This window comes from Fulvimonas yonginensis (genome assembly GCF_037137055.1).
Lineage (GTDB): Bacteria > Pseudomonadota > Gammaproteobacteria > Xanthomonadales > Rhodanobacteraceae > Frateuria_A > Frateuria_A yonginensis.
Window position 1 is genome coordinate 112,909 of sequence record NZ_JBBBNY010000005.1, and the last position, 24,803, is coordinate 137,711.

A 24,803-nucleotide genomic window follows, 5' to 3' on the forward strand; every position below is an offset into this window, starting at 1 on the left:
CCTGAGCCATGACCGATACCCAAAACACCTCGCTGGCCGCGCGCCTCGCGGCACGGTTCGGCGACATGCTGTCGCTGGCCGAGTACCACGGCGAGACCACCGCCGAACTCGCCCCCGGCGACCTGCTCAACGTCGCGCTCGCGCTGCGCGACGAGCCCGAGTTCCGCTTCGAACAGCTGATCGACGTCTGCGGCGTCGACTACCTCGGCTACGGCCAGGACGAGTGGGATACCGAGACCGTCAGCGGCACCGGCTTCTCCCGCGGTGTCGAGGGGCAGGCCGTGGGCCGCTTCAACTGGGCCGAGCGCCCGCGCGACGCCAGTATGCCGCGCCGCTTCGCGGTGGTGGTGCACCTGCTGTCGCTCAGCCACAACCGGCGCCTGCGCCTGCGCGTGTTCTGCGACGACGACGCGATGCCGATGGTGCCTTCGCTCACCGGCGTATGGCCGGTGGCCAACTGGTTCGAGCGCGAGACGTTCGACCTGTTCGGCATCCTGTTCGACGGCCATCCTGACCTGCGCCGCATCCTCACCGACTACGGCTTCGTCGGCCATCCGTTCCGCAAGGACTTCCCGCTGATCGGCAACGTCGAGGTGCGTTACGACCCCGAGCAGAAGCGCGTGGTCTACCAGCCGGTGACCATCGAACCGCGCGTGCTGGTGCCGCGCGTGATCCGCGACGATGCCGACCTGGTGCAGGCCAAGGCCGAGGCCGCCGACGACTGGCGGAGGAACTGACATGCAGGAAATCCGCAACTACACGATGAACTTCGGCCCGCAGCACCCGGCCGCGCACGGTGTGCTGCGCCTGGTGCTGGAAATGGACGGCGAGACCGTCGTCCGCGTCGATCCACACATCGGCCTGCTCCATCGCGGCACCGAGAAGCTGGCCGAGTCCAAGCCGTTCAACCAGTCGATCGGTTACATGGATCGCCTGGACTACGTGTCGATGATGTGCAACGAGCACGGCTACGTGCGCGCGATCGAGACCCTGCTGGGGATCGAGGCGCCGGTGCGGGCGCAGTACATCCGCACGATGTTCGACGAGATCACGCGCATCCTGAACCATTTGATGTGGATCGGCTCGAACGCGCTCGACCTCGGTGCGATGGCGGTGTTCCTGTACGCGTTCCGCGAACGCGAGGAACTGATGGACGTCTACGAGGCAGTCTCGGGCGCGCGCATGCACGCGACCTACTACCGTCCGGGCGGCGTCTACCGCGACCTGCCCGACCGCATGCCGCAGTACAAGGAGTCGCCCTGGCACAAGGGCTCCGACCTCAAGCGCATCAACGCCGCGCGCGAGGGCTCGATGCTGGACTTCATCGACGAGTTCACCCGCGTCTTCCCGAGCCGCGTGGACGAGTACGAGGAACTGCTCACCAACAACCGCATCTGGAAGCAGCGCACCGTCGGCATCGGCGTGGTCAGTCCGGAGATGGCGCGCGCCTGGGGCATGACCGGGCCGATGCTGCGCGGCTCGGGCGTGGAGTGGGACCTGCGCAAGAAGCAGCCCTACGCCGCCTACGCGGAGATGGACTTCGACATCCCGGTCGGCGTCAACGGCGACTGCTACGACCGCTACCTGGTGCGGGTCGAGGAGATGCGCCAGTCCAACCGCATCATCAAGCAGTGCGTCGACTGGCTGCGCGCCAATCCCGGCCCGGTGATGGTGAAGAACTTCAAGGTGGCGCCGCCCTCGCGCGCCGAGATGAAGGAGAGCATGGAAGCGCTCATCCATCACTTCAAGCTGTTCACCGAGGGCTACGGCGTACCGGCGGGCGAAGCCTACTGCGCGGTCGAGGCGCCGAAGGGCGAGTTCGGCGTGTACCTGGTGTCCGACGGCGCCAACAAGCCGTTCCGCGTGCACGTGCGCGCGCCGGATTTCGCGCATCTGTCCTCGATGGACGCGGTCGCGAAGGGCCACATGCTGGCCGACGTCGTCGCGATCATCGGTACCTATGACATCGTGCTCGGCGACATCGACCGCTGAGGTCACGGAGATTCCCATGAAGGCCACCGGAAATTACGAGCAGGTCAAGCACGTCGATCCGCTCGTCGTGCTGAGCGAGCACACTCGCCACCACATCGACGAGTGGGTCGCCAAGTTCCCGCCGGACCGCAAGCGCTCGGCGCTGATCCAGGCGCTGTTCGCCGCGCAGGAGCAGAACCAGGGCTTCCTCACCGACGAGCTGATCACGGCGGTCGCCAAGTATCTGGGCCTGCCCGCGGTGTGGGCGTACGAGGTGGCGAGCTTCTACTCCATGCTCGAGACCAGGCCGGTCGGCCGCAACAACGTGGCGATCTGCACCAATATCTCCTGCTGGCTCAACGGCGCCGAGGGGCTGGTGCGCCACTGCGAGGAGAAGCTCGGCATCAAGCTCGGCGAGAGCACGCCGGACGGTCGCGTGTACCTCAAGAAGGAAGAGGAATGCATCGCCGCCTGCGTATATGCGCCGGCGATGACGGTCAATGGCCACTACCACGAGCGGCTCACCCCGGAGAAGCTCGACGAAATCCTGGATGGACTGGAGTAAGCGCATGGCAGTCGGTTCCGCACCCCAGGAGCACCAGGTCGTCTACACCACGCTGCACTTCGACACGCCGTGGTCGATGGACAGCTACGAGAAGGTCGACGGCTACAAGGCGTGGCGCAAGATCCTCGCCGAGAAGCCCGATCCGGCCGCACTGATCGAAGAGGTCAAGAAGTCGAGCCTGCGCGGCCGCGGCGGCGCCGGCTTCCCCACGGGCCTCAAGTGGTCGTTCATGCCCAAGGGCGCGATGCAGAAGTACATCCTCTGCAACTCGGACGAGTCCGAGCCCGGTACGGCCAAGGACCGCGACATCCTGCGCTACAACCCGCATGCGGTCATCGAGGGCCTGGCGATCGCCTGCTACTGCACCGGCTCGACCGTCGCCTACAACTACCTGCGCGGCGAGTTCCACCACGAGCCGTACGAGCACTTCGAGGCGGCGCTGAAGGAAGCCTACGCGGCCGGCCTGCTGGGCAAGAACATCGGCGGCAGCGGCATCGACGTGGACATCTACACCGCGCTGGGCGCCGGCGCCTACATCTGCGGCGAGGAAACCGCGCTGATGGAGTCGCTCGAGGGCAAGAAGGGCCAGCCGCGGTTCAAGCCGCCGTTCCCGGCCAACTTCGGCCTGTACGGCAAGCCGACCACGATCAACAACACCGAGACCTACGCTTCGGTGCCGGCGATCATCCGCAACGGCGCCGACTGGTTCCTCAACCTCGGCAAGCCCAACAACGGCGGCCCGAAGATCTTCTCGGTCTCCGGCCACGTCAACAACCCGGGCAACTTCGAGATCCGCCTGGGTACGCCGTTCAAGGACCTGCTGGCGCTGGCCGGCGGGGTGCGCAACGGCCACCAGCTCAAGGCGGTGATTCCCGGCGGCTCGTCGATGAAGGTCCTGCCCGCGGCCACCATCATGGAATGCACGATGGACTACGACAGCCTGCAGAAGGCCGGCTCCGGCCTGGGCTCGGGCGCGGTCATCGTGATGGACGACACCACCTGCATGGTGCGCGCCTGCCACCGCATCGCGCGCTTCTACATGGCCGAGTCCTGCGGCCAGTGCACGCCGTGCCGCGAAGGCACCGGCTGGATGTACCGCGTGCTCAGCCGCATCGTGGAAGGGAAGGGCACCGAGGACGACCTGCATCGCCTGAAGGCGGTGGCCGGCCAGATCGAAGGCCACACCATCTGCGCCTTCGGCGAGGCCGCCGCCTGGCCGGTGCAGGGCTTCCTGCACCATTTCTGGGACGAGTTCGAATACTTCGTGCGCAACGGCCGCTCGATGACCGACGACAAGCTTGGAGTTGCCGCCTGATGAGTGTGCAGCCGACCACTACCGCTCCCGATCTGCTGAACATCGAGATCGACGGCAAGCCCACGCAGATCCGCAAGGGCGCGATGATCATCGAGGCCGCCGATGCCATCGGCGTCGCCATTCCGCGTTTCTGCTACCACCGCAAGCTCCCGATCGCCGCCAACTGCCGCATGTGCCTGGTCGACGTGGAGATGGGCGGCAAGCTGATGCCCAAGCCGCAGCCGGCCTGCGCCACCCCGGTGGCCGAGGGCATGAAGGTGATGACGCGCTCGGACAAGGCGCTGAAGTTCCAGAAGGACGTGATGGAGTTCCTTCTGATCAACCACCCGCTGGATTGCCCGATCTGCGACCAGGGCGGCGAGTGCGAGCTGCAGGACGTGGCGCTGGGCTACGGCCGCAGCGTGTCGCGCTACACCGAGCGCAAGCGCGTGGTGGCCGACGAGAACATCGGGCCGCTGGTCAACACCGACATGACGCGCTGCATCCAGTGCACGCGCTGCGTCCGCTTCACCAACGAGATCGCCGGTACCTACGAACTGGGCGGCATGTTCCGCGGCGAGAACCTGCAGATCGGCACCTACATCGGCAAGACGGTGGAGACCGAGCTGTCCGGCAACATCATCGACGTCTGCCCGGTCGGCGCGCTCACCAACAAGCCGTTCCAGTTCAAGGCGCGCGCCTGGGAACTCATCGCGCGCCCCTCGATCGCCTACCACGACGCGCTCGGCTCCAACCTGTGGCTGCACACCCGCCGCGGCGAGGTGATGCGCACGGTGCCGCGCGACAACGAGGCGATCAACGAATGCTGGCTGTCCGACCGTGACCGCTTCAGCCACCAGGGCCTGTACGCCGCCGACCGCCTGCACGCGCCGCAGATCAAGCGCAATGGCCAGTGGCAGGGCGCGAGCTGGGAAGAGGCGCTCTCCGTCGCCGCCGAGGCGCTGAAGTCGGTGCCGGGCAGCGAGCTGGGCATCCTGGCCTCGCCGGCGGCCACCAACGAGGAAGGCGACCTGCTGCTGCGCCTCGCCCGCGGCCTGGGCAGCGCGCACGTGGACCATCGCCTGCGCCAGCTGGACCTGTCCGACCGCCCGGTCGCCGTGCGCTTCGAGGTGCCCGTGGCGGAGGTCAGCCAGGTCAAGGCGGCGCTGCTGGTCGGCTCCAACCTGCGCTACGAGATGCCGTTGCTCAACCACCGCCTGCACCAGGCGGTCAAGCGCGGCGCCGAGGTGTATGCGGTCAACCCCGCGCGCTTCAGCTTCAACTATGCGCTGGCCGGCGAGGCGATCGTGTCGCCCGCCGGGCTGGTGGACGCGCTGCTGGCGCTGGCCAAGGCCGTGGTCGCCGACGGCGCTGTGGCACCCGCCGCACTGGCCGATGCCATCGACGGCGCGCAGAGCGACCAGGGCGACCGCGATGCCGTCGCGGCGCTCAAGGCCGGCAAGGCGGTGGTGATCCTCGGCGAGGCCGCCGCCACGCATCCGCAGGCCTCCTGGCTGCGGGCGGTCGCGCGCTTCGTCGCGCAGGCCACCGGTGCGGGCTACGACGAGCTGCCGGTCGGTGCCAACGCGCTCGGCCTGGGGCTGGGCGGCGTGCTGCCGGGCAACGGCGGCCTCGACGCCCAGGCGATGCTGGCGCAGCCGCGCAAGGCGTATCTGCTGTACGGCGTGGAGCCGCCATACGACTTCGCCGATGGTGCGGCCGCGCTGGATGCGCTGCGCGCCGCGCAGGCCGTGGTCGCGTTCAGCCCCTACGCCAGCGATGCGCTGCGCGAGGTGGCCGACGTGATCCTGCCGATCGCGCTGCTGCCCGAGGCCGACGGCACGCTGGTGAACGTGGACGGCCTGGCGCAGAGCGTGGTCGCGGGGGCCAAGGCACCCGGCGAGACGCGCGCGGGCTGGAAGGTACTGCGTGCACTGGGCGGCCTGCTGCAGCTGGCCGGCTTCGAGTTCGACGACCTCGCAGGCCTGCGTGCCGGCATCGCCGAGCGCCCGCTGCCCGCTCCCACGACGGCCCTGGCTCCGCGGCAGCCGGCAGCCGGCGCCCTGGTGCGCCTGGCGACCTGGCCGATCTACCGCAGCGATGCCGTTGTGCGCCGCGCCACCGCGCTCAACGCCCATCCGATCAATCGCCCGCCGGCGGTGCGCCTGAACCCGAACGAGGCGATGCGCCAGGGCGTGACCGGAGGCGCGCAGGTGCGCGTCGGCGACGCACTGCTGCCGGTGGCGATCGATGCCGCGGTGCCGGACGGCGCGGCGTGGATCGAGGCTGCGCACGACCTGACCGCCACGCTGCCTCCGTACGGCGCGGCCATCACCCTGAGCAAGGCGTAACACGATGCTGGATCAACTCATCCATCAAGTGGGACTGCCGGTCCTGTACATCCTGTGCATCGCGGTGCCGCTGATCCTGGCGGTGGCCATGTTCGTGTACTGGGAGCGCAAGGTCATCGGCTGGATGCACGTGCGCATGGGGCCGAACAAGGTGGGCCCCTGGGGCCTGCTGCAGGCCTTCGCCGACGTGGTGAAGCTGCTGCTGAAGGAAGTGATCCTGCCGTCCAGCGCCAACCGCTTCCTGTACTACCTCGCCCCGCTGCTGGCGCTGGTGCCGGCGTTCGCCGCCTGGGCGGTGGTGCCCTTCGGCGAAAGGATGGTGCTGGCCAACGTCAACGCGGGCCTCTTGTACCTGCTGGCGATGACCTCGCTGGGCGTGTACGGCATCATCCTGGCCGGCTGGGCGTCCAATTCGCGCTACGCGCTGCTGGGTGCCATGCGTTCGGCGGCGCAGGTGATCTCCTACGAGCTCGCCATGGGCCTTTCGCTGGTCTGCGTGCTGGTGCTGGCCGGTTCGTTGAACCTGACCGACATCGTGCATGCGCAGGTCGGCGGCAAGGGCCTGTTCGACTGGTTCTGGCTGCCGCTGCTGCCGGTGTTCGTCATCTATTTCGTGTCGGGCGTGGCGGAAACCAACCGTGCGCCGTTCGACGTGGCCGAGGGCGAATCGGAGATCGTCGCGGGCTTCCACGTGGAGTATTCGGGCTCGGCTTTCGCGATCTTCTTCCTGGCCGAATACGCCAACATGATCCTGGTGAGCTTCCTCGCCTCGGTACTCTTCCTGGGTGGCTGGCTCAGCCCGCTGCAGGGCTGGATCCACGCCGACGTGTCGCCGTGGGTGAACTGGATCTGGACCGGCGGCTTCATCTGGCTGTTCATCAAGGCGTTCGTGATGGCGTTCCTGTTCCTGTGGTTCCGCGCCAGCTTCCCGCGCTACCGCTATGACCAGATCATGCGCCTGGGCTGGAAGGTGTTCATTCCCATCACCATCGTGTGGGTCCTCGTCGCCGGCTGCCTGAAGTACTTCGGCTGGGTCGTCATCGGCACGGGGGCATAAGGCAAAGCCATGAATCGCGTCGTCCACTATTTCAAGAGCCTGCTGCTCATCGAGCTGTTCAAGGGCATGGGCCTGACCCTGGGCTACATGTTCAAGCCCAAGTACACGGTGCGCTTCCCGATGGAGCACATCCCGCGCTCGAACCGCTTCCGCGGGTTGCACGCGCTGCGCCGCTACCCCAACGGCGAGGAGCGCTGCATCGCGTGCAAGCTGTGCGAGGCGGTATGCCCGGCGCTTGCCATAACCATCGACTCGGCGCCGCGCGAGAGCGACGGGCAGCGACGCACCACGCGCTACGACATCGACCTGTTCAAGTGCATCTTCTGCGGTTTCTGCGAGGAGAGCTGCCCGGTCGACTCGATCGTGGAGACCTCGGTCATGGAGTACCACTTCGAACAGCGCGGCCAGAACGTCGTGACGAAGGCCCAGCTGCTCGCCATCGGCGACCGCTTCGAGCCCGAGATCGCCGCGGCTCGCGCGCAGGACGCGGCGTACCGCTGAGGGCAGGGACATGAACGATACCAACCTTTTCCAGCTGATCTGCTTCTACGGCTTCGCCGCCGTCACCGTGGCCGCCGCGCTGGCGGTGATCAGCCTGCGCAACTCGGTGCACGCGGTGCTTTCGCTGGTGCTGACCTTCTTCAGCTGCGCCTGCATCTGGCTGCTGGCCGAGGCGGAGTTCCTGGCCATCGCGTTGATCGTGGTCTACGTCGGCGCGGTGATGGTGCTGTTCCTGTTCGTGGTGATGATGCTCGACATCAAGATGGAGCAGGTGCGCGAAGGCTTCATCCGCTACCTGCCGGTCGGGATCATCGTGGCGCTGGTCATGCTGGCGGAGATGCTGGCGCTGATCGGCGTGCGCGCGATGCACGGGCACATGATGGGCGCGGACCCCGCCGCGGCGGCGGGCCTGTCCAACACCGGCTGGCTGGGCCAGGCGCTCTACACGCAGTACCTGCTGCCGTTCGAGATCGCCGCGCTGATCCTGACGGTCGGCGTGGTGGCAGCGGTGGCGCTGACCCTGCGCCACCGCGGCGACCGCCGGCGCGAGTCGGCCAGCGAGCAGGTGCGGGTCAATCCGCGCGACCGCATCCGCGTGGTCAAGATGGCGCCGTCGCGTCCGGACGCCACCGCACAGCAGCCCGGCTCCGAGGAGGCACGCCCGTGATCACCCTGTCGCATTTCATCGTGCTGGGCGCGGTGCTGTTCTGCATCGCCGTGGCCGGCCTGTTCATCAACCGCAAGAACGTGATCGTGCTGCTGATGGCGATCGAGCTGATGCTGCTTGCGGTGAACATGAACTTCGTGGCGTTCTCGCGCTTCCTGGGCGACGTGTCCGGCCAGGTGTTCGTGTTCTTCATCCTCACCGTCGCGGCCGCCGAGTCCGCGATCGGCCTGGCGATCCTGGTGCTGCTGTTCCGCAACCGCAGCACGGTCAACGTCGCCGAAATCGACTCGATGAAGGGCTGAGCCGATGCCATTGTCCACTTCCATCCTGCTGACCATCGCGCTGGCGCCGCTGGCCGGCTGCCTGCTTGCCGGCTTCCTCGGCAAGCCCATTGGCCGCGCCGGCGCACACAGCGTGACCATCCTGGGGCTGCTGGTCTCCTGCGCGCTGTCGTTCTACGTGCTGTACCAGCTCACCGCCGGCGGCGCCCCGGTCTACAACCAGAACGTCTACACCTGGTTCGAGATCGCCCGGCTCAACGTCAGCGTCGGCTTCCTGGTCGACCGGCTCACCGCCATGATGATGGTGGTGGTCACCTTCGTGTCGCTGCTGGTGCACGTGTACACCATCGGCTACATGGCGGAGGACCCGGGCTACCAGCGTTTCTTCAGCTACATCTCGCTGTTCACCTTCGCCATGTTGATGCTCGTGATGAGCAACAACTTCATGCAGCTGTTCTTCGGCTGGGAAGGCGTAGGCCTGGTGTCGTACCTGCTGATCGGCTTCTGGTACAAGCGGCCGACCGCGATCTTCGCCAACCTCAAGGCATTCCTGGTCAACCGCGTGGGCGATTTCGGCTTCCTGCTCGGCATCGCCGCGGTGCTGTACTTCCTCGGCACGCTGGACTACGCCACGGCCTTCGCCGGTGCGCCCAGCCTGGTCGGCAAGACGCTCGCGCTGACCACGCACGTGCGCTGGGATGCGGCGACGGTGATCTGCGTGCTGCTGTTCGTGGGCGCCATGGGCAAGTCGGCGCAGGTGCCGCTGCACGTGTGGCTGCCCGACTCGATGGAAGGCCCCACGCCGATCTCCGCGCTGATCCACGCCGCGACGATGGTCACCGCGGGCATCTTCATGGTCGCGCGCATGTCGCCGATCTTCGAGCTGTCCCAGGGCGCGCTCAGCTTCGTGATGGTGATCGGCGCCACAGGCGCGCTGTTCACCGGCCTGATCGGCATCGTGCAGAATGACATCAAGCGCGTGGTGGCCTACTCGACGCTGTCGCAGCTGGGCTACATGACCGTGGCGCTGGGCGTGTCGGCGTACGCCGGTGCGGTGTTCCACCTGATGACCCACGCGTTCTTCAAGGCGCTGCTGTTCCTGGGGGCGGGCTCGGTGATCATCGCCATGCACCACGAGCAGGACATGCGCTACATGGGCGGCCTGCGCAAGTACATGCCGATCACCTGGATCACCATGTGGATCGGTTCGCTGGCGCTGGTGGCGATCCCGTTCACTTCGGGCTTCTACTCGAAGGACGCGATCATCGAGGCGGTCGGCGAGTCGCACCGCTGGGGCTCGGGCTACGCCTACTTCTGCGTGCTGGCCGGTGCTTTCGTCACCGCGCTGTACACCTTCCGGCAGATGTACCTGACCTTCCACGGCAAGGAGCGCTTCACGGTCGTGCACGACCATGGCCACCATCCGGAACACCGCGACGACCACGGCCACCACGAGGCGGGCGTCATGCACCAGACGCCGCACGAGTCGCCCTGGGTGGTGACGCTGCCGCTGATCCTGCTGGCGATCCCTTCCTTGCTCGTCGGCTTCTTCACGATCGGGCCGATGCTGTTCGGCGACTGGTTCGGCCCGGCCATCCACGTCGAGGAAGCGAACAACGTGCTCGGCGAGATGGGCCACGAGTTCCACGGGGCAGCGGCGATGGCGTTGCACGGGTTCCTGAGCTGGCCGTTCGCGCTGGTCGTGCTGGCCTTCGTCATCCAGACCTACATCTACCTGTTCAATCCGGGCATGGCCGGGCGCATCAGGAACGCCCTGCAGCCGCTGTACCAGGTGCTCAACCACAAGTACTGGTTCGACGCCGTCTACTACGTGGTGTTCGCGCGCGGCGGCGTCGCCCTGGGCCGGCTGTTCTGGAAGGCCGGCGACGCGGCGGTGATCGACGGCGCGCTGGTCAACGGCTCGGCCGGGCTGGTGCAGCGCATCGCCGGCGGCGTGCGCCGCCTGCAGTCGGGCTACCTCTACCACTATGCCTTCGCGATGATCCTCGGCCTGATCCTGCTGCTGGGCGGATTCTGGCTGGCTGGGCAATAAGGAAGACGCTCCATGTTCAATCATCTGCTCAGCCTGCTGATCTGGCTGCCCATCGTCGGCGCGGTGCCCGTGCTGCTGGCCGGTTCCGGACGTCCGGGCCTGGCCCGCTGGATCTCGCTGCTGGTGGCCGTGCTGACCTTCGCCGCGAGCCTGTGCCTGCTGCCGGCGTACAACGCCGCCGACAGCGCCATGCAGCTCACCGAGAGCCACGTCTGGATCGCCTCGCTCGGGGTGCACTACGGCCTTGCCGTGGACGGCATCTCGGTGGCGCTGATCCTGCTCACCACCTTCGTCGGCATCCTGGTGATCGTCGGCGCCTGGGAGGTGATCCAGGACAAGCCGCACCAGTACATGGCCGCGATGCTGGTGCTCGAGGGGCTGATGATCGGCGTGTTCTGCGCCACCGACGCCCTGCTGTTCTACGTGTTCTTCGAGGCGATGCTGATCCCGATGTTCATCCTGATCGGCATCTGGGGCGGCCCGCGGCGCGTCTACGCCACGCTGAAGTTCTTCATCTACACCTTTCTCGGCTCGATCTTCATGCTGATCGGGCTGATCTACCTGTATCTGAAAGCCGGTACTTTCGACCTGCACACGCTGGCGGCGCTGCCGCTGACCATGCGCGAGCAGAGCTGGCTGTTCTTCGCCTTCCTCGCCGCCTTCGCGGTCAAGGTGCCGATGGTGCCGGTGCACACCTGGCTGCCGGACGCCCACGTGGAGGCGCCGACCGGCGGCTCGGTGGTGCTGGCGGCGGTGATGCTGAAGATCGGCGGATACGGTTTCCTGCGCTTCTCGCTGCCGATCGTGCCCGATGCCTCCGAGCACTTCGCCTGGCTGGTGATCCTGCTCAGCCTGATCGCGGTGGTCTACATCGGCTACGTCGCGCTGGTGCAGGACGACATGAAGAAGCTGGTGGCGTATTCGTCCGTGGCGCACATGGGCTTCGTCACCCTGGGCATCTTCATCGCCTTCATGCTGGTGCGCGAGGCGAACAACCCGGATGCCGCCAGGCTCGGCATGCAGGGCGCGATGGTGCAGATGATCTCGCACGGCTTCGTCTCGGGCGCGATGTTCTCGTGCATCGGCGTGATGTACGACCGCCTGCACACGCGCCTGATCAAGGACTACGGCGGCGTGATCAACGTGATGCCGTGGTTCGGCTTCTTCTACGTGCTGTTCGCCATGGCCAATTCGGGCCTGCCGGGCACCAGCGGTTTCGTGGGCGAGTTCATGGTGATCCTGGCCAGCTTCGCCGCCAATCCGTGGATCGCGCTGTTCGCCGCGTTTACCCTGATCATCGGCGCGGCCTACACGCTGTGGATGGTCAAGCGCGTGCTGTGGGGCGACATCACCAATCCGCACGTGGCCGAGATGAAGGAGATCAACGGGCGCGAGACGTTCGTGCTGGCCGCCTTCGCCGCCGCCGTGCTGGCGCTGGGCATCTGGCCGCAGCCGCTGCTCCACCTGATGGACGCCTCGGTGTCGCAGCTGGTGCAGCAGCTGGCCGTTCACAAGATCTAAGCGGGACGCAACGATGAACCTCAACGACATTCTTGTCCTGCTGCCGGAGCTCTACCTGACCGCCGCGGCGTGCTTGCTCCTGCTGCTGGATGCATGGATGAAGCCGGAGCAGCGCAACGTGCTGCACTGGGTCGCGATCCTGGTGCTGCTGGTCGGCATCTACCTGGTGGCGGCGGTACCGGACGTGGCCATGACCGCCTTCGACGGCATGTTCGTGCGCGACGGCGTGGCGAAGGTGCTCAAGGTGTTCGCGCTGCTGTGCACGGCGCTGATCTTCGTCTTCTCGCGGCCCTACCTGGTCGACCGCAAGCTGTTCCAGGGCGAGTTCTACACGCTGATGATCTTCGCGGTGCTCGGCGCCATGCTGCTGGTCTCCGCCGGCAACCTGGTGATGGTGTACCTGGGCCTGGAGCTGATGACGCTGTCCTCGTACGCGCTGGTCGCGCTCAACCGCGATTCGCGGCTGTCGTCCGAGGCGGCGATCAAGTACTTCGTGCTCGGCGCGCTGTCCTCGGGCATGCTGCTGTACGGCATGTCGATGGTCTACGGCGCCACCGGCACGCTGGCGCTGGCGCAGTTGCACGGCGCGGTGGCGCAGGCGGGCATGTCCAACCTCATGCTGTTCGGGCTGATCTTCATGATCGTGGGCATCAGCTTCAAGCTGGGCGTGGCGCCGTTCCACATGTGGATCCCCGACGTCTACCAGGGTTCGCCCACGGCGGTGACCGTGTTCATCGGCTCGACCTCCAAGCTGGCCGCCTTCGGCATGGCCTACCGCCTGCTCGAGGCGGGCATGGGCGGGATGGCGCACCAGTGGCAGCTGATCCTGGCCGTGCTGACGGTGGTGTCGCTGGCGATCGGCAACCTGGTCGCGATCGTGCAGACCAACCTCAAGCGCCTGCTCGGCTATTCGACCATCTCGCACATGGGCTACCTGCTGCTGGGCCTGGTCAACGCCGGCCCGGAAGGCTACGCCTCGGCGCTGTTCTACGCGGTCAGCTACGCGCTGATGAGCACCGCGGCGTTCGGCGTGATCCTCGCGCTGGCCCGGGCCGGCTTCGAATGCGAGGAGATCGACGACTTCAAGGGCCTGAACCAGCGCTCGCCGTGGATGGCCTTCCTGATGCTGCTGGCGATGTTCTCGCTGGCTGGCGTCCCGCCGATGTTCGGCTTCTTCGCCAAGTTGCTGGTGCTGCAGGCGGCGATCCACGCCGGGATGATGTGGCTGGCCATCGTCGGTGCGGTGGCCGCCATCGTCGGCCTGTACTACTACCTGCGCGTGGTCAAGGTGATGTACTTCGACAAGCCGCGCGAAGGCCTGGAACTCAGGCCGCAGGCGGACTGGTCGCTGCGCACCATGCTCTCGCTCAATGCACTGGTGCTGCTCGCGCTCGGCCTCTACTGGGGGCCGCTGCTGGGCTGGTGCCAGCAGGCGTTCGCAGGCTGACCCCGGCGCGGGAACTGTAGGAGCGAGCGTGCTCGCGATGCTTTTCGTCCATCGGAGCCCCGAGCATCGCGAGCAGGCGCGCTGCTACGGAGATCCGAAAAAGGCTTGCAAGAAATCGGCCATGCCGCTATAGTTTGCGGACTCTGATGCGGGGTGGAGCAGTCTGGCAGCTCGTCGGGCTCATAACCCGAAGGTCGCAGGTTCGAATCCTGCCCCCGCTACCAGATCTTTCTTAGAACAAGAAAGCCTCCTCGTGAGGCTTTTTTGTTGGGCGCAAGGATGCGTCGCGCGGCCCGGGCCGGTATGGTGCCCGGTGGCGTGCGGGAAAGAGCCTGGACGAGTCGGCACATCGTCGGGGTGAAGGGAATGGGCCGCTCGAGCCCATTTTTTGTTTCCGCAGCAGGCAGACGGCAACCATGGATACGCAGGCACTGGCACAACGCTTCACCGGGGCCCTGGCCGATCTGGGGCTGGAATGCCTCGGCGTGGAGTTCTCCCCGTCGCAGGGGCAGAGTACCCTGCGCGTCTACCTGGACGTGCTGGACCGTGCCGACGGCCGCGAGGTCACGCTGGACGACTGCGAAGCCGCCAGTCGCGAGCTGTCCGCGCTGCTGGACGTCGAGGATCCGATTCCCGGGCACTACGTGCTCGAGGTGTCCTCGCCGGGGATCGACAGGCCGCTGTTCGCCCCGGCGCAGTTCGCGAAGGTCGTGGGGCAGGAAGTGAAGGTGCTGCTCAAGGCGCCGATCGAGGGGCGCCGGCGCCTGCGCGGCAAGCTGGCCGCAGTGGACGGCGAGCGGCTCACCTTCGAGGCCGAAGGCAAGACGCTCGAATTCGAACACGCCGCCATCGAAAGCGCGCGCGTGGTGCCGGACTGGGCAGCGCTCGGCTACGTGCCGCAGCCCAAGCCGGGCGGCAGGAAGCCGGCCAAGAAAGCCGGCAAGTAAAGAAAAACATGGAGTGCGGCACGGATGGCCGCTTCTGATCCCCGATGCATGGACGAGTATCCAAATGAAGAGTGCGGCCACGGACGGCTGCTTTTCGACTCTCGCATTCACGGATGAATGCAAAAACGGCGGAGTTGCTGCAATGAGCAAAGAACTGTTGCTGGTCGTCGACGCGGTCGCCAACGAGAAGGGCGTGCCGCGCGAAGTCATCTTCGAGGCGATGGAGGCCGCGCTGGCCTCGGCCGCGAAGAAGCGCTATCCGGACGAGGATCCGGACATCCGCGTGGCGATCGACCGCCAGAGCGGCGACTACGAGACCTTCCGTCGCTGGGAAGTGATCGCGGACGACGGCGAGATGGAATCGCCCTTCCACCAGCTGCGCCTGATGGACGCGGTGGACGAGAAGCCGGACGCCCAGGTCGGCGACTTCATCGAACAGCAGATCGAAAATGCCGAGTTCGGCCGCATCGCGGCCCAGGCCGCCAAGCAGGTGATCGTGCAGCGCGTGCGCGAGGCCGAGCGCCAGCAGGTGGTGGATGCCTACAAGGACCGCGTGGGCGAGCTGATCACCGGCATCGTCAAGCGCGTGGAACGCGGCAACGTGTACCTGGACCTGGGCGGCAATGCCGAGGCGTTCATCCCGCGCGACAAGACCATTCCGCGCGAGTCGCACCGCGTCGGCGACCGCGTGCGCGGCTACCTGTACGAGGTGCGCTCGGAAGTGCGCGGCCCGCAGTTGTTCGTCTCGCGCGCCGCGCCGGAGTTCATGATCGAGCTGTTCAAGCTCGAGGTGCCGGAGGTCGGCCAGGGCCTGGTCGAGATCAAGGGCTGCGCCCGCGACCCCGGCGATCGCGCCAAGATCGCGGTGATCGCGCACGACAGTCGTACCGATCCGATCGGCGCCTGCATCGGCATGCGCGGTTCGCGCGTGCAGGCGGTCTCCAACGAGCTCAACGGCGAGCGCGTGGATATCATCCTCTGGCACGAGAACCAGGCGCAGTACGTCATCAACGCGATGGCGCCGGCCGAGGTGCAGTCCATCATCATGGACGAGGAGAAGCACTCGATGGACATCGCGGTGGCCGAGGACAAGCTCTCGCAGGCCATCGGCCGCGGCGGCCAGAACGTGCGGCTGGCCAGCAAGCTCACCGGCTGGCAGCTCAACGTGATGACCCAGGACCAGGTCACCGCCAAGAGCGAGGCCGAGCAGCAGGCCGCCCGCCAGCTGTTCATGGACAAGCTGGAAGTGGACGAGGAGATCGCCAACATCCTGGTGCAGGAGGGCTTCTCCAGCGTCGAGGAGATCGCCTACGTGCCCAGCGCCGAGCTGCTGGCGGTGGAAGGCTTCGACGAGGACATTGTCGAGGAGCTGCGTGCCCGCGCCCGCGATGCGCTGCTGACCGAGGCGCTGGCGGTGGAGGAGGGCATCGACGAGCATCAGCCGTCGGAAGAGCTGCTCGCCCTGCCGGGCATGGACGAGGCGACCGCCTATGCGCTGGCTGCACGGGAAATCAGTACGGTGGACGATCTGGCCGACCTCGCGGTCGACGACCTGATCGACATCGAGGGGATGGACGAAGAGCGCGCTGCGGCGCTGATCATGGCGGCGCGTGCCCCGATGATCGAGCGGCTGGAGAAGGGCGGCTGACCGCGGACGGCGGCGCCTTCGGACGGGCGCGCCGAGGAAGGCTCCCTGTGGGCCTTTCGCCAGGGACGGAGGTGGACGTGCAGGCGGTGCCGCACGGACGTGAGCGCGGGAACGGCGGAGAAAGAACACGATGTCGGATGTAACGATCAAACAACTCGCCCAGGTATTGGGTATGCCGGTCACCAAGCTGCTCGGGCAGCTGGGTGAGGCGGGCATGAATTTCTCCGATCCGGAGCAGGTCATCAGCAGCACCGAGAAGGTGAAGCTGCTGGGCTTCCTGCGCCGCACGCACGGCAAGAGCGATGCCGCCGCAGAGGTCGACGACAGTGCGCCGCGGCAGATCACCCTCAAGCGCCGCAAGGTCAGCGAGCTGAAGGTCGCCTCGCCCGGCGGGCGCGGTGCCGCCAGCAGCGCCAAGACGGTCAACGTGGAAGTGCGTGCCAAGCGCACCTACGTCAAGCGTAGCGTGATCGCCGAAGAAGCCGGTGCCGACACCGAGCGCGAGGAGGCCGCGCGCAAGCTGGCCGAGTCGCAGCAGCAACGCGAGCACGAGGAGCGCGAGCGCCTGGCTGCCGAGCAGCGCCGCCAGGAAGAAGCCCGGCGCGCGCAGGAGGAGCAGCAGCGCCAGGCCGAAGAGGCCCGGCGCCAGGCCGACGAGGCCGCGCGCGCGGAGCGTGCCGAAGCCGAAGCGCCGGTATCCGGGGCCGTCGAGGCGCCGGTCGCCGAGCAGGCCAGGGCGGCTGCACCGGCGCCCGCGCCGGCGGCCGGTGGCGTCACCGACTACAGCGCGTTCGGCATGATCGTTCCGCGCATCCACGAGCCGCGCAAGCGCGAGAAGAAGGTCGTCGCCCCGGCGCCGGCCCCCGCGCCGGCCCCTGCGCCCGCGCCGGCCGAGGCTGCTCGCGGCAAGGCCCGCTACGGCCGTGACCGCGACGAGGGCCCGGGCGGCAAGCGTTTCGCCGGCGGCGAACTGCACCTGTCCGATGCCGACCGTGCACGCCGGTCCAGCAAGCGCGGCAAGCCCGGCAAGGGCGGCCGCGAAGTCGTCCGCAGCGGCGCCGGTTCCGGCGGCGCGCACGGCTTCTCGCGTCCCACCGCGCCGGTGGTGCGTGAAGTGGTGGTCGGCGAGGCCAACGTGGTGGCCGACCTGGCGCAGAAGATGGCGGTCAAGGGTTCGGAGGTGGTCAAGGCGCTCTTCAAGATGGGCGTGATGGCCACCATCAACCAGACCATCGATCGGGACACCGCCACGCTGGTGGTCGAGGAACTGGGCCACACGCCGGTCGAGGCCACCGAGAACAACGCCGAGGCCGCGCTGGCCGCGCACACGCAGAGCGCCGAGCTGGAAGGCGAGAAGACGCCGCGTCCGCCGGTGGTCACCATCATGGGCCACGTCGACCACGGCAAGACCTCGCTGCTGGACTACATCCGCCGCACCAAGGTCGCCGCAGGCGAGGCCGGCGGCATCACCCAGCACATTGGCGCGTACCACGTGGAAACGCCCAAGGGCGTGATCACCTTCCTCGACACCCCGGGCCACGCCGCGTTCACCGCGATGCGCGCCCGCGGCGCGCAGTCCACCGACATCGTGGTGCTGGTGGTGGCCGCCGACGACGGCGTGATGCCGCAGACGGCCGAGGCCGTGCAGCACGCGCGCGCCGCCAAGGTGCCGCTGATCGTGGCACTCAACAAGATGGACAAGTCCGACGCCAACCCGGATCACGTCAAGCAGGGCCTGGCCAATCTAGAAGTCATCCCGGAAGACTGGGGCGGCGACACCATGTTCGTGCCGGTCTCGGCGAAGACCGGCATGGGCATCGACGAGCTGCTCGACGCGGTCTCGGTGCAGGCCGAGGTGATGGAGTTGACCGCCGTGCATGACGGCCCGGCCTCGGGCGTGGTGATCGAATCCAGCCTCGACAAGGGCCGCGGCCCGGTCGCCACCGTGCTGGTGCAGCAGGGTACGTTGAAGCGCGGCGACTTCGTGGTCTGCGGCGTGGAATACGGCCGCATGCGTGCGCTGGTCGACGAGAGCGGCAAGACCGTGCAGGAAGCGGGCCCGTCGATCCCCGTGCAGGTGCTCGGCCTCTCCGGCGTGCCGGAGGCGGGCGACGACTTCGTGGTGGTGGCCGACGAGCGCCTCGCCCGCGAGGTGGCTGCCGAGCGCCAGCAGAAGCGCCGCGAGACGCGCATGGTCAGCAAGGCCAACCGTCTCGAGGACATCATGGCGCAGATGGGCCAGGGGGCCGAGCAGCAGACGCTCAACATCCTGGTCAAGGCCGACGTGCAGGGTTCGGTGCAGGCGCTGCGCGACTCGCTGAGCCAGATCGGCAACGAGAACGTGAAGGTCAACGTGATCGCGGCCGGTGTCGGCGGTATCACCGAGTCCGACGCGACGCTCGCGGCGGCCTCCAAGGCGCTGATCATCGGCTTCAACGTGCGTGCCGACGCCTCGGCGCGCAAGGTGATCGACACGGCCGGTCTGGACGTGCGCTACTTCTCGATCATCTACGACGTCATCGACCAGGTGAAGCAGGCCGCGTCCGGTCTGCTGGGCATGGAGGTGCGCGAGGAGATCATCGGTGTGGCGCAGGTGCGCGAGGTCTTCCGCAGCTCCAAGTTCGGCGCGGTGGCCGGCTGCATGGTCACCGAGGGCACGGTCAAGCGGAACAAGCCGATCCGCGTGCTGCGCGACAACACGGTGATCTTCCAGGGCGAACTGGAATCGCTGCGCCGCTTCAAGGACCTCGTGGACGAGGTGCGCAACGGCATGGAGTGCGGTATCGCGGTGAAGCAGTACAACGACGTCAAGGTCGGCGACCAGATCGAGTGCTTCGAGCGTATCGAAGTGGCCCGCACGCTGTAAGTTGCTTTGCTCCCTCTCCCCTCCGGGGAGAGGGTTTGGATGAGGGGCGCTCTGGCCCCGGCGTTTGCTGTCCTGAGGCGAGCCCGCCCCTCACCCATCCCTCTTCCCGGAGGGGAGAGATGACAACGAGACCGCCGCTGCGCGGCAGCAGCGCTATCTGATTGGAGCCCCATGCCCTCACGCGACTTCAAACGTACCGACCGCGTAGGCGCCGAGCTCCGCCGCGAGCTCGGCCTGCTGGTGCACGCCGCCGTGCGCGACCATGCGCTGCCTTCGGTGAGCGTGTCCGACGTGGAGGTCACCCGCGATCTCGACTGGGCCACGGTGTGGGTCACGGCCTTACAGGCCGAGCGGGCCGCCGAGGCCGTGAAGGCGCTGAACGAACTGGCGGTGGAGTTCCGTCGCGCCCTGTCCCGCAGCATGCGCATCCGGCGCGTGCCGGAGCTGCGCTTCAAGTACGACGACTCGGTCGACAAGAGCGAACGGATCGAGCGTTTGCTGCGCGAGAGCGGGAACCCGCGGGGCGGCGCCACGGAGCGCTGATCCGTGGCCGCAGCGGCCCACCCCGGCTTACCGTCTTCCGTCCCGCACTCGACCATGGCCCGCTTCCGCGACCTGCACGGCATCCTCCTGCTCGACAAGCCGCTGGGCATGAGTTCCAACCAGGCCCTGCAGGCGGCCAGGCGCCTGCTGCGCGCCGCCAAGGGCGGACATACCGGCGCGCTCGATCCGCTGGCGACCGGCCTGCTGCCGCTGTGTTTCGGCGAGGCGACCAAGATCGCCGGCATGCTGCTGGGCTCGCGCAAGGCCTACGAGGCCGAGTGCCGCCTGGGCGCGACCACCCGCACGGCGGACCTCGAGGGCGACGTCGTACAGCGGCGGCCGGTGCCGGCGCTGGACCCGCCGGCCCTCGAGCAGGCGCTCGCCACCCTGCGCGGGTGCATCGTGCAGGTACCGCCTGCGTACTCGGCCCTCAAGCAGGGCGGCGAGCCGCTCTACCTGAAGGCGCGCCGTGGCGAGGCGGTGCAGGTGCCTCCGCGCGAGGTGGAGATCCACCGGCTGGAACTGCTGGAGCATGCGGGCGACCGCCTGCGGCTGCACGTCGAATGCGGCTCGGGCACCTACATCCGCAGCCTGGTGGCCGACCTGGGCGAGCGCCTGGGATGCGGCGCGCACCTGACCGCGCTGCGCCGGCTGTGGGTGGAGCCTTTCCGCGCGCCGGCGATGGTCTCCCTGCATCGGCTGGAGCAGGCCGCGGAGCAGGGTGACACCGCCCTGGACGCGCTGCTGCTGCCGCTGGCGGCCGGCGTGGCCGATCTGCCGGCGTTGCCGCTGGACGGGGCGGCCGCACTGGCGGTGGCGCGGGGACAGCAGATCCCCTGGCCCGGCGCGCCGGGCCAGGGTCGCAGCGCCGCCTTTGCGCCCGACGGGCGCCTGCTGGCCCTGATCGAACCGGACCCGCTGGGCCGCCTGCGCATCGTGCGCGGCTTCAATCTGCCGGCCGCTGGCGCAGCGGCTGGCTGAAAACGCCTCGGAGGCGGGAAACGACCGCCCGATGGCGCTCTTGTTGCCAAGCGGCCCGCATCGCTACAATAGCGAGCTTGTTCCGGAGCTTTACATCCAACCAGCGGAGCTTGTGCGACCTCATCCGAGGGTGAGGTCGCACAAGTTCCGCATCCGCTTTTTCGAAGGAAGAGATACATGTCCCTTACCGCAGAACAGACCAGCAAGATCATTGCTGAATACGGCCGCGTGCCGAACGACACCGGTTCGCCGGAAGTCCAGGTGGCCCTGCTGTCGGCCCGCATCGACCACCTGACCGACCACTTCAAGGAACACAAGCAGGACCACCACTCGCGCCGTGGCCTGCTCAAGCTGGTCAACCAGCGCAAGCGCCTGCTCGGTTACCTCAAGGACCGCGACCTGGCTCGCTACCAGAGCCTGATCGAACGTCTCGGCCTCCGCCGTTAATCCACGAGGAGACCCAACGTGGCGAAAGTAACCAAGTCATTCCAGTACGGTAATCACGAAGTCACACTGGAGACGGGCGAAATCGCCCGCCAGGCGTCCGGTGCCGTCATGGTCAGCATGGGCGGCACCGTGGTGCTGGTCACCGCCGTGGCTGCCCCCAAGGCGCGCGAAGGGCAGGATTTCTTCCCGCTCACCGTCGACTACGTCGAGAAGTTCTACTCCGCCGGCCGCATCCCCGGCGGTTTCTTCAAGCGCGAGGGCCGTCCGACCGAGAAGGAGACGCTGACCTCGCGCCTGATCGACCGCCCGGTCCGCCCGCTGTTCCCGGAAGACTTCAAGAACGAAGTCCAGGTGATCGCCCAGGTCGTCTCGCTCGATCCGGAGATCGACGGTGACATCCCGGCCATGCTCGGCGCCTCCGCCGCGTTGACCCTCGCCGGCATCCCGTTCAAGGGCCCGATCGGCGCCGCGCGTGTCGGCTACGCCAACGGCAAGTACCTGCTCAACCCGACTGCCTCGGAGTTGAAGCAGTCGGACCTCGACCTGGTCGTCGCCGGCACCTCCGGTGCGGTACTGATGGTCGAGTCCGAGGCGAAACTGTTGTCCGAGGACGTGATGCTCGGCGCGGTGATGTTCGGCCACAAGCAGATGCAGGTGGCGATCAACGCCATCGCCGAGCTCGCCACCCAGGCGGCCAGGCCGTCGTGGGACTGGCAGCCGCCGGCCCGCAACGAGCAGCTGATCGCAGCCCTCAAGGGCGCCGTGGGCGACCGCCTCGAGAAGGCCTTCCAGGTGCGCGACAAGCTGCAGCGCCGCGATGCCATCGCTGCCATCAAGGCGGAGGTGATCGAGTCGCTGCAGCCGCAGGCCGAGCAGCATGGCTGGTCCGCGGCCGAGCTGGCCAAGGAGTTCGGCGAGCTCGAGTACCGCACCATGCGCGACAGCGTGCTCAAGACCAAGGTGCGCATCGACGGCCGCCAGCTCGACGATATCCGCCCGATCACCGTGCGCGTGGGCGTGCTGCCGCGTACGCACGGCTCGGCGCTGTTCACCCGCGGCGAGACCCAGGCGCTGGTGGTCACCACGCTGGGCACCACCCGCGACGCGCAGATCATCGACGCGCCCGAAGGCGAGTCGAAGGACACCTTCCTGTTCCACTACAACTTCCCGCCGTTCTCGGTGGGCGAGGCCGGCCGCTTCGGCGCGCCCAAGCGCCGCGAGATCGGCCACGGCCGCCTCGCCAAGCGCGGCGTGCAGGCGGTGAAGCCCTCGATCGAGGAATTCCCGTACGTGCTGCGCGTGGTCTCGGAGATCACCGAGTCCAACGGTTCGTCCTCGATGGCCTCGGTGTGCGGTTCCTCGCTGGCCATGATGGACGCCGGCGTGCCGCTGAAGGCGCCGGTGGCCGGCATCGCGATGGGCCTGGTCAAGGAAGGCGACGACTTCGTCGTGCTGTCGGACATCCTGGGCGACGAGGATCATCTGGGCGACATGGACTTCAAGGTGGCCGGCAGTGCCGACGGCATCTCCGCGCTGCAGATGGACATCAAGATCGACGGCATCACCGAGGAGATCATGCGCGTGGCGCTGGAGCAGGCCAAGCGTGGTCGCCTGCACATCCTCGGCGAGATGAACAAGGTCATCAGCCAGCCGCGTTCGGAGATGAGCGAGTACGCGCCGCGCCTGCTCACCATCAAGATCCACCCGGACAAGATCCGCGAGGTCATCGGCAAGGGCGGCGCCACCATCCGCTCGATCACCGAGGAAACCGGCACCACCATCGACATCAGCGACGACGGCACCGTGGTGATCGCCTCGGTCAACCGCCTCGCCGCCGACGAGGCGAAGAAGCGCATCGAGCAGATCGTCTCCGATGTCGAGCCGGGCCGCATCTACGAGGGCAAGGTCGCCAAGCTGATGGACTTCGGCGCGTTCGTGACCATCATGCCGGGCAAGGACGGCCTGGTGCACGTCTCGCAGATCTCCTCCGAGCGCGTGGAGAAGGTGTCCGACAAGCTCAAGGAAGGCGACATCGTGAAGGTCAAGGTGCTGGAAGTGGACAAGCAGGGCCGCATCCGCCTGTCCATGAAGGCCGTGGCCGAAGACGAAGCCGCCAACGGCTGAGCCCTCGATCCCCCTCTCCCTGCCGGGAGAGGGTCGGGGTGAGGGCTGGGAGCTCGCGACGAGCGTCCCGACCATACGGAAAAGCGGGCCATCGGCCCGCTTTTTTGTTCTTCGCGGATTCGCGGGAAAGAGCGCCTTGACAGGCAAGAGGCTGGAGCGAGGGCGGCAGAGGCTGGACCCAAGCGCTGTCGCCCATGCAGTGGCTGCTGCGCCTGGAGCCCGATGAGCGGTTGGACCCATGCTGCGGACGGTGCCTGGCGCCCTGTGGTTTGATCCACGATCGCTCGCTCGGTGCGCCGGGTGCACGAGCGCGATTTGTTCGACCGGCAGGTGTGGCTGGAGGTGCCCTTGCGGCGCGTGGTGTGCCTGGCCTGCGGGGTGTCCACCGAGCATGTGCCGTGGCTGCCTTCGCGCAGCCGAGTGACGGCCCGGCTGATCGCCCACGTCGAAGCGTTGCTGCGACTGTTGCCCATCCGCCATATCAGCCAACTGATGGGGCCGCACTGGCACACCGTCCGCGCGATCGACGCCCGCCGGCTGGCGCGGGAGGTGCAACCGCCGGACACCGCCGCCACGCCTGCGGTCGAAGCCGATCCCGCGGGTTTTGCTACGATTCCGGCGATTCCCCCGCAAGGCACGCCCGTGACCGCGCAAAACCCCGCCACCGATTTCGAGACCCTGGGCCGACAGGTGTGGGAGGCCTGGAGCCGCCAGTGGACCGGCGCGGCCGCCATGCCCGCGGCCACGTCGTCCGTGCCGGGCATGGATGGCCTCGGAAGCTACCTCGACTGGATGCAGCAGGCCGCCGCCGCCATGGCCGGGCAGGGCGGCCAGGTGCCCCAGCCGGCGCCGTTCTCCGGCTGGACCATGCCCGGCGCAGGCGCGGTCCCGCCGATCGGCCTGGAGGGGCTTCGCGGACTGCTGAACACGCCTGCCTTCGGCTACACCCGCGAGCAGCAGGCCGAGCAGCAGGCGCTGCTGCGGGCGATGCTCGACCACCAGCAGGCCAGCGCGCGCTATCAGCAACTGCTCGCCCGGGCGCAGGCCGAGGGCGCCGAGCGCCTGCAGCGCAAGCTCGCCGAGCCGGGCTTCCAGGCGGGCTCCCTCAAGGCCATGTACGACCTCTGGGTGGATGCGGCCGAGGAAGCCTATGCCGAGATCGCGTTGTCGGACGAGTTCCGCGAGGCCTACGCCGCGCAGGCCAACACGCAGATGCGCCTGCGGCAGCTGCAGCAGCGCCAGGTCGAGCAATGGTGCCGCGAGATGGGGCTGCCCACGCGCAGCGAAGTCGCCACGCTCGGCCAGCGCCTGCAGGAGCTGCGGCGCGAGCTGCGCCGCACGCAAGCGGCCGAGGGTGGCGCAGCAGAGCGCCCGGGCGCAGCCGTAAAGACGGCCGCCCGACGCGCCGCTCCCGCCAAGCCGGCAGCCAAAGCCCCGCCCGCGGCCAAGAATGGCGCCGCCAAGGCCCGCTCCACGGCCAAGGCCCCGCCTGCCGCCAAGGCAACTACCCGTCGCGCACCGCGCCGGTCGCGTTGAGGA

The 24,803-nt window shown here is 67.8% G+C and carries 20 protein-coding genes and 1 tRNA gene; all 21 read left to right on the forward strand.

The window, feature by feature from the left end:
• Nucleotides 1-8 precede the first annotated feature (8 nt).
• Nucleotides 9-737 (forward strand): NADH-quinone oxidoreductase subunit C, encoded by a 729-nt coding sequence (locus WAT24_RS09495; RefSeq protein WP_336807611.1) that lies wholly within the window; start codon nucleotides 9-11, stop codon nucleotides 735-737.
• 1 nt (nucleotide 738) lies between these two features.
• Nucleotides 739-1,992: an NADH-quinone oxidoreductase subunit D gene (locus WAT24_RS09500; RefSeq protein ID WP_336807612.1), complete on the forward strand. Its 1,254-nt coding sequence runs from the start codon at nucleotides 739-741 to the stop codon at nucleotides 1,990-1,992.
• Nucleotides 1,993-2,008: 16 nt separating this feature from the next.
• Nucleotides 2,009-2,536, forward strand: coding sequence for an NADH-quinone oxidoreductase subunit NuoE (gene nuoE, locus WAT24_RS09505; protein WP_336807613.1), 528 nt, complete (start codon nucleotides 2,009-2,011; stop codon nucleotides 2,534-2,536).
• A 4-nt stretch (nucleotides 2,537-2,540) separates the two neighbouring features.
• Nucleotides 2,541-3,851, forward strand: a complete 1,311-nt coding sequence (gene nuoF, locus WAT24_RS09510) for an NADH-quinone oxidoreductase subunit NuoF (RefSeq protein ID WP_336807614.1) — start codon at nucleotides 2,541-2,543, stop codon at nucleotides 3,849-3,851.
• Nucleotides 3,851-6,181: an NADH-quinone oxidoreductase subunit NuoG gene (gene nuoG / locus WAT24_RS09515; protein WP_336807615.1), complete on the forward strand. Its 2,331-nt coding sequence runs from the start codon at nucleotides 3,851-3,853 to the stop codon at nucleotides 6,179-6,181. The genes nuoF and nuoG overlap by 1 nt, the downstream gene beginning before the upstream one ends.
• A gap of 4 nt (nucleotides 6,182-6,185) precedes the next feature.
• Nucleotides 6,186-7,238, forward strand: coding sequence for an NADH-quinone oxidoreductase subunit NuoH (gene nuoH / locus WAT24_RS09520; RefSeq protein WP_336807616.1), 1,053 nt, complete (start codon nucleotides 6,186-6,188; stop codon nucleotides 7,236-7,238).
• A 9-nt stretch (nucleotides 7,239-7,247) separates the two neighbouring features.
• Entirely contained in the window at nucleotides 7,248-7,739 is a 492-nt protein-coding gene (gene nuoI / locus WAT24_RS09525) for an NADH-quinone oxidoreductase subunit NuoI (RefSeq protein ID WP_336807617.1), read from the forward strand.
• A gap of 10 nt (nucleotides 7,740-7,749) precedes the next feature.
• On the forward strand, nucleotides 7,750-8,406 hold the full coding sequence (locus tag WAT24_RS09530; RefSeq protein WP_336807618.1) for an NADH-quinone oxidoreductase subunit J: 657 nt from the start codon (nucleotides 7,750-7,752) through the stop codon (nucleotides 8,404-8,406).
• The gene (nuoK, locus tag WAT24_RS09535) at nucleotides 8,403-8,708 is read left to right on the forward strand and encodes an NADH-quinone oxidoreductase subunit NuoK (RefSeq protein WP_091336603.1); all 306 of its coding nucleotides are present in this window, start codon (nucleotides 8,403-8,405) and stop codon (nucleotides 8,706-8,708) included. The genes WAT24_RS09530 and nuoK overlap by 4 nt, the downstream gene beginning before the upstream one ends.
• 4 nt (nucleotides 8,709-8,712) lie before the next feature.
• Nucleotides 8,713-10,740: an NADH-quinone oxidoreductase subunit L gene (nuoL, locus tag WAT24_RS09540; RefSeq protein WP_336807619.1), complete on the forward strand. Its 2,028-nt coding sequence runs from the start codon at nucleotides 8,713-8,715 to the stop codon at nucleotides 10,738-10,740.
• 12 nt (nucleotides 10,741-10,752) lie between these two features.
• The gene (locus WAT24_RS09545) at nucleotides 10,753-12,261 is read left to right on the forward strand and encodes an NADH-quinone oxidoreductase subunit M (RefSeq protein ID WP_336807620.1); all 1,509 of its coding nucleotides are present in this window, start codon (nucleotides 10,753-10,755) and stop codon (nucleotides 12,259-12,261) included.
• Nucleotides 12,262-12,274: 13 nt separating this feature from the next.
• Nucleotides 12,275-13,708: an NADH-quinone oxidoreductase subunit NuoN gene (gene nuoN / locus WAT24_RS09550; protein ID WP_336807621.1), complete on the forward strand. Its 1,434-nt coding sequence runs from the start codon at nucleotides 12,275-12,277 to the stop codon at nucleotides 13,706-13,708.
• 147 nt (nucleotides 13,709-13,855) lie between these two features.
• Nucleotides 13,856-13,932 (forward strand) — tRNA-Met (locus tag WAT24_RS09555).
• A 192-nt stretch (nucleotides 13,933-14,124) separates the two neighbouring features.
• Nucleotides 14,125-14,655, forward strand: coding sequence for a ribosome maturation factor RimP (locus WAT24_RS09560; protein WP_336807622.1), 531 nt, complete (start codon nucleotides 14,125-14,127; stop codon nucleotides 14,653-14,655).
• Nucleotides 14,656-14,797: 142 nt separating this feature from the next.
• Nucleotides 14,798-16,303: a transcription termination factor NusA gene (nusA, locus tag WAT24_RS09565; RefSeq protein ID WP_336807623.1), complete on the forward strand. Its 1,506-nt coding sequence runs from the start codon at nucleotides 14,798-14,800 to the stop codon at nucleotides 16,301-16,303.
• 130 nt (nucleotides 16,304-16,433) lie between these two features.
• Entirely contained in the window at nucleotides 16,434-19,169 is a 2,736-nt protein-coding gene (gene infB, locus WAT24_RS09570; RefSeq protein WP_336807625.1) for a translation initiation factor IF-2, read from the forward strand.
• A 171-nt stretch (nucleotides 19,170-19,340) separates the two neighbouring features.
• The gene (gene rbfA, locus WAT24_RS09575) at nucleotides 19,341-19,712 is read left to right on the forward strand and encodes a 30S ribosome-binding factor RbfA (protein WP_336807626.1); all 372 of its coding nucleotides are present in this window, start codon (nucleotides 19,341-19,343) and stop codon (nucleotides 19,710-19,712) included.
• Between the two features lie 54 nt (nucleotides 19,713-19,766).
• The gene (gene truB / locus WAT24_RS09580; protein WP_336807627.1) at nucleotides 19,767-20,693 is read left to right on the forward strand and encodes a tRNA pseudouridine(55) synthase TruB; all 927 of its coding nucleotides are present in this window, start codon (nucleotides 19,767-19,769) and stop codon (nucleotides 20,691-20,693) included.
• Between the two features lie 177 nt (nucleotides 20,694-20,870).
• Nucleotides 20,871-21,140 carry a 30S ribosomal protein S15 gene (gene rpsO / locus WAT24_RS09585; protein WP_336807628.1) on the forward strand — a complete coding sequence of 90 codons (270 nt, stop codon included), beginning with the start codon at nucleotides 20,871-20,873 and terminating at the stop codon, nucleotides 21,138-21,140.
• A gap of 18 nt (nucleotides 21,141-21,158) precedes the next feature.
• Nucleotides 21,159-23,264 carry a polyribonucleotide nucleotidyltransferase gene (gene pnp / locus WAT24_RS09590; RefSeq protein WP_336807629.1) on the forward strand — a complete coding sequence of 702 codons (2,106 nt, stop codon included), beginning with the start codon at nucleotides 21,159-21,161 and terminating at the stop codon, nucleotides 23,262-23,264.
• 300 nt (nucleotides 23,265-23,564) lie between these two features.
• A complete protein-coding gene (locus WAT24_RS09600) occupies nucleotides 23,565-24,800 on the forward strand; it encodes a poly(R)-hydroxyalkanoic acid synthase subunit PhaE (RefSeq protein ID WP_425605289.1) in 1,236 nt (411 codons plus the stop codon).
• Nucleotides 24,801-24,803: the final 3 nt, after the last annotated feature.

What these genes read in the sequence shown, in the direction of transcription:
- WAT24_RS09495 (WP_336807611.1), top strand. Translation starts at nt 9, where the DNA reads ATGACCGATACCCAAAACACCTCGCTGGCCGCGCGCCTCGCGGCACGG.
- WAT24_RS09500 (WP_336807612.1), top strand. Translation starts at nt 739, where the DNA reads ATGCAGGAAATCCGCAACTACACGATGAACTTCGGCCCGCAGCACCCG.
- nuoE (WP_336807613.1), top strand. Translation starts at nt 2,009, where the DNA reads ATGAAGGCCACCGGAAATTACGAGCAGGTCAAGCACGTCGATCCGCTC.
- nuoF (WP_336807614.1), top strand. Translation starts at nt 2,541, where the DNA reads ATGGCAGTCGGTTCCGCACCCCAGGAGCACCAGGTCGTCTACACCACG.
- nuoG (WP_336807615.1), top strand. Translation starts at nt 3,851, where the DNA reads ATGAGTGTGCAGCCGACCACTACCGCTCCCGATCTGCTGAACATCGAG.
- nuoH (WP_336807616.1), top strand. Translation starts at nt 6,186, where the DNA reads ATGCTGGATCAACTCATCCATCAAGTGGGACTGCCGGTCCTGTACATC.
- nuoI (WP_336807617.1), top strand. Translation starts at nt 7,248, where the DNA reads ATGAATCGCGTCGTCCACTATTTCAAGAGCCTGCTGCTCATCGAGCTG.
- WAT24_RS09530 (WP_336807618.1), top strand. Translation starts at nt 7,750, where the DNA reads ATGAACGATACCAACCTTTTCCAGCTGATCTGCTTCTACGGCTTCGCC.
- nuoL (WP_336807619.1), top strand. Translation starts at nt 8,713, where the DNA reads ATGCCATTGTCCACTTCCATCCTGCTGACCATCGCGCTGGCGCCGCTG.
- WAT24_RS09545 (WP_336807620.1), top strand. Translation starts at nt 10,753, where the DNA reads ATGTTCAATCATCTGCTCAGCCTGCTGATCTGGCTGCCCATCGTCGGC.
- nuoN (WP_336807621.1), top strand. Translation starts at nt 12,275, where the DNA reads ATGAACCTCAACGACATTCTTGTCCTGCTGCCGGAGCTCTACCTGACC.
- WAT24_RS09560 (WP_336807622.1), top strand. Translation starts at nt 14,125, where the DNA reads ATGGATACGCAGGCACTGGCACAACGCTTCACCGGGGCCCTGGCCGAT.
- nusA (WP_336807623.1), top strand. Translation starts at nt 14,798, where the DNA reads ATGAGCAAAGAACTGTTGCTGGTCGTCGACGCGGTCGCCAACGAGAAG.
- infB (WP_336807625.1), top strand. Translation starts at nt 16,434, where the DNA reads ATGTCGGATGTAACGATCAAACAACTCGCCCAGGTATTGGGTATGCCG.
- rbfA (WP_336807626.1), top strand. Translation starts at nt 19,341, where the DNA reads ATGCCCTCACGCGACTTCAAACGTACCGACCGCGTAGGCGCCGAGCTC.
- truB (WP_336807627.1), top strand. Translation starts at nt 19,767, where the DNA reads ATGGCCCGCTTCCGCGACCTGCACGGCATCCTCCTGCTCGACAAGCCG.
- rpsO (WP_336807628.1), top strand. Translation starts at nt 20,871, where the DNA reads ATGTCCCTTACCGCAGAACAGACCAGCAAGATCATTGCTGAATACGGC.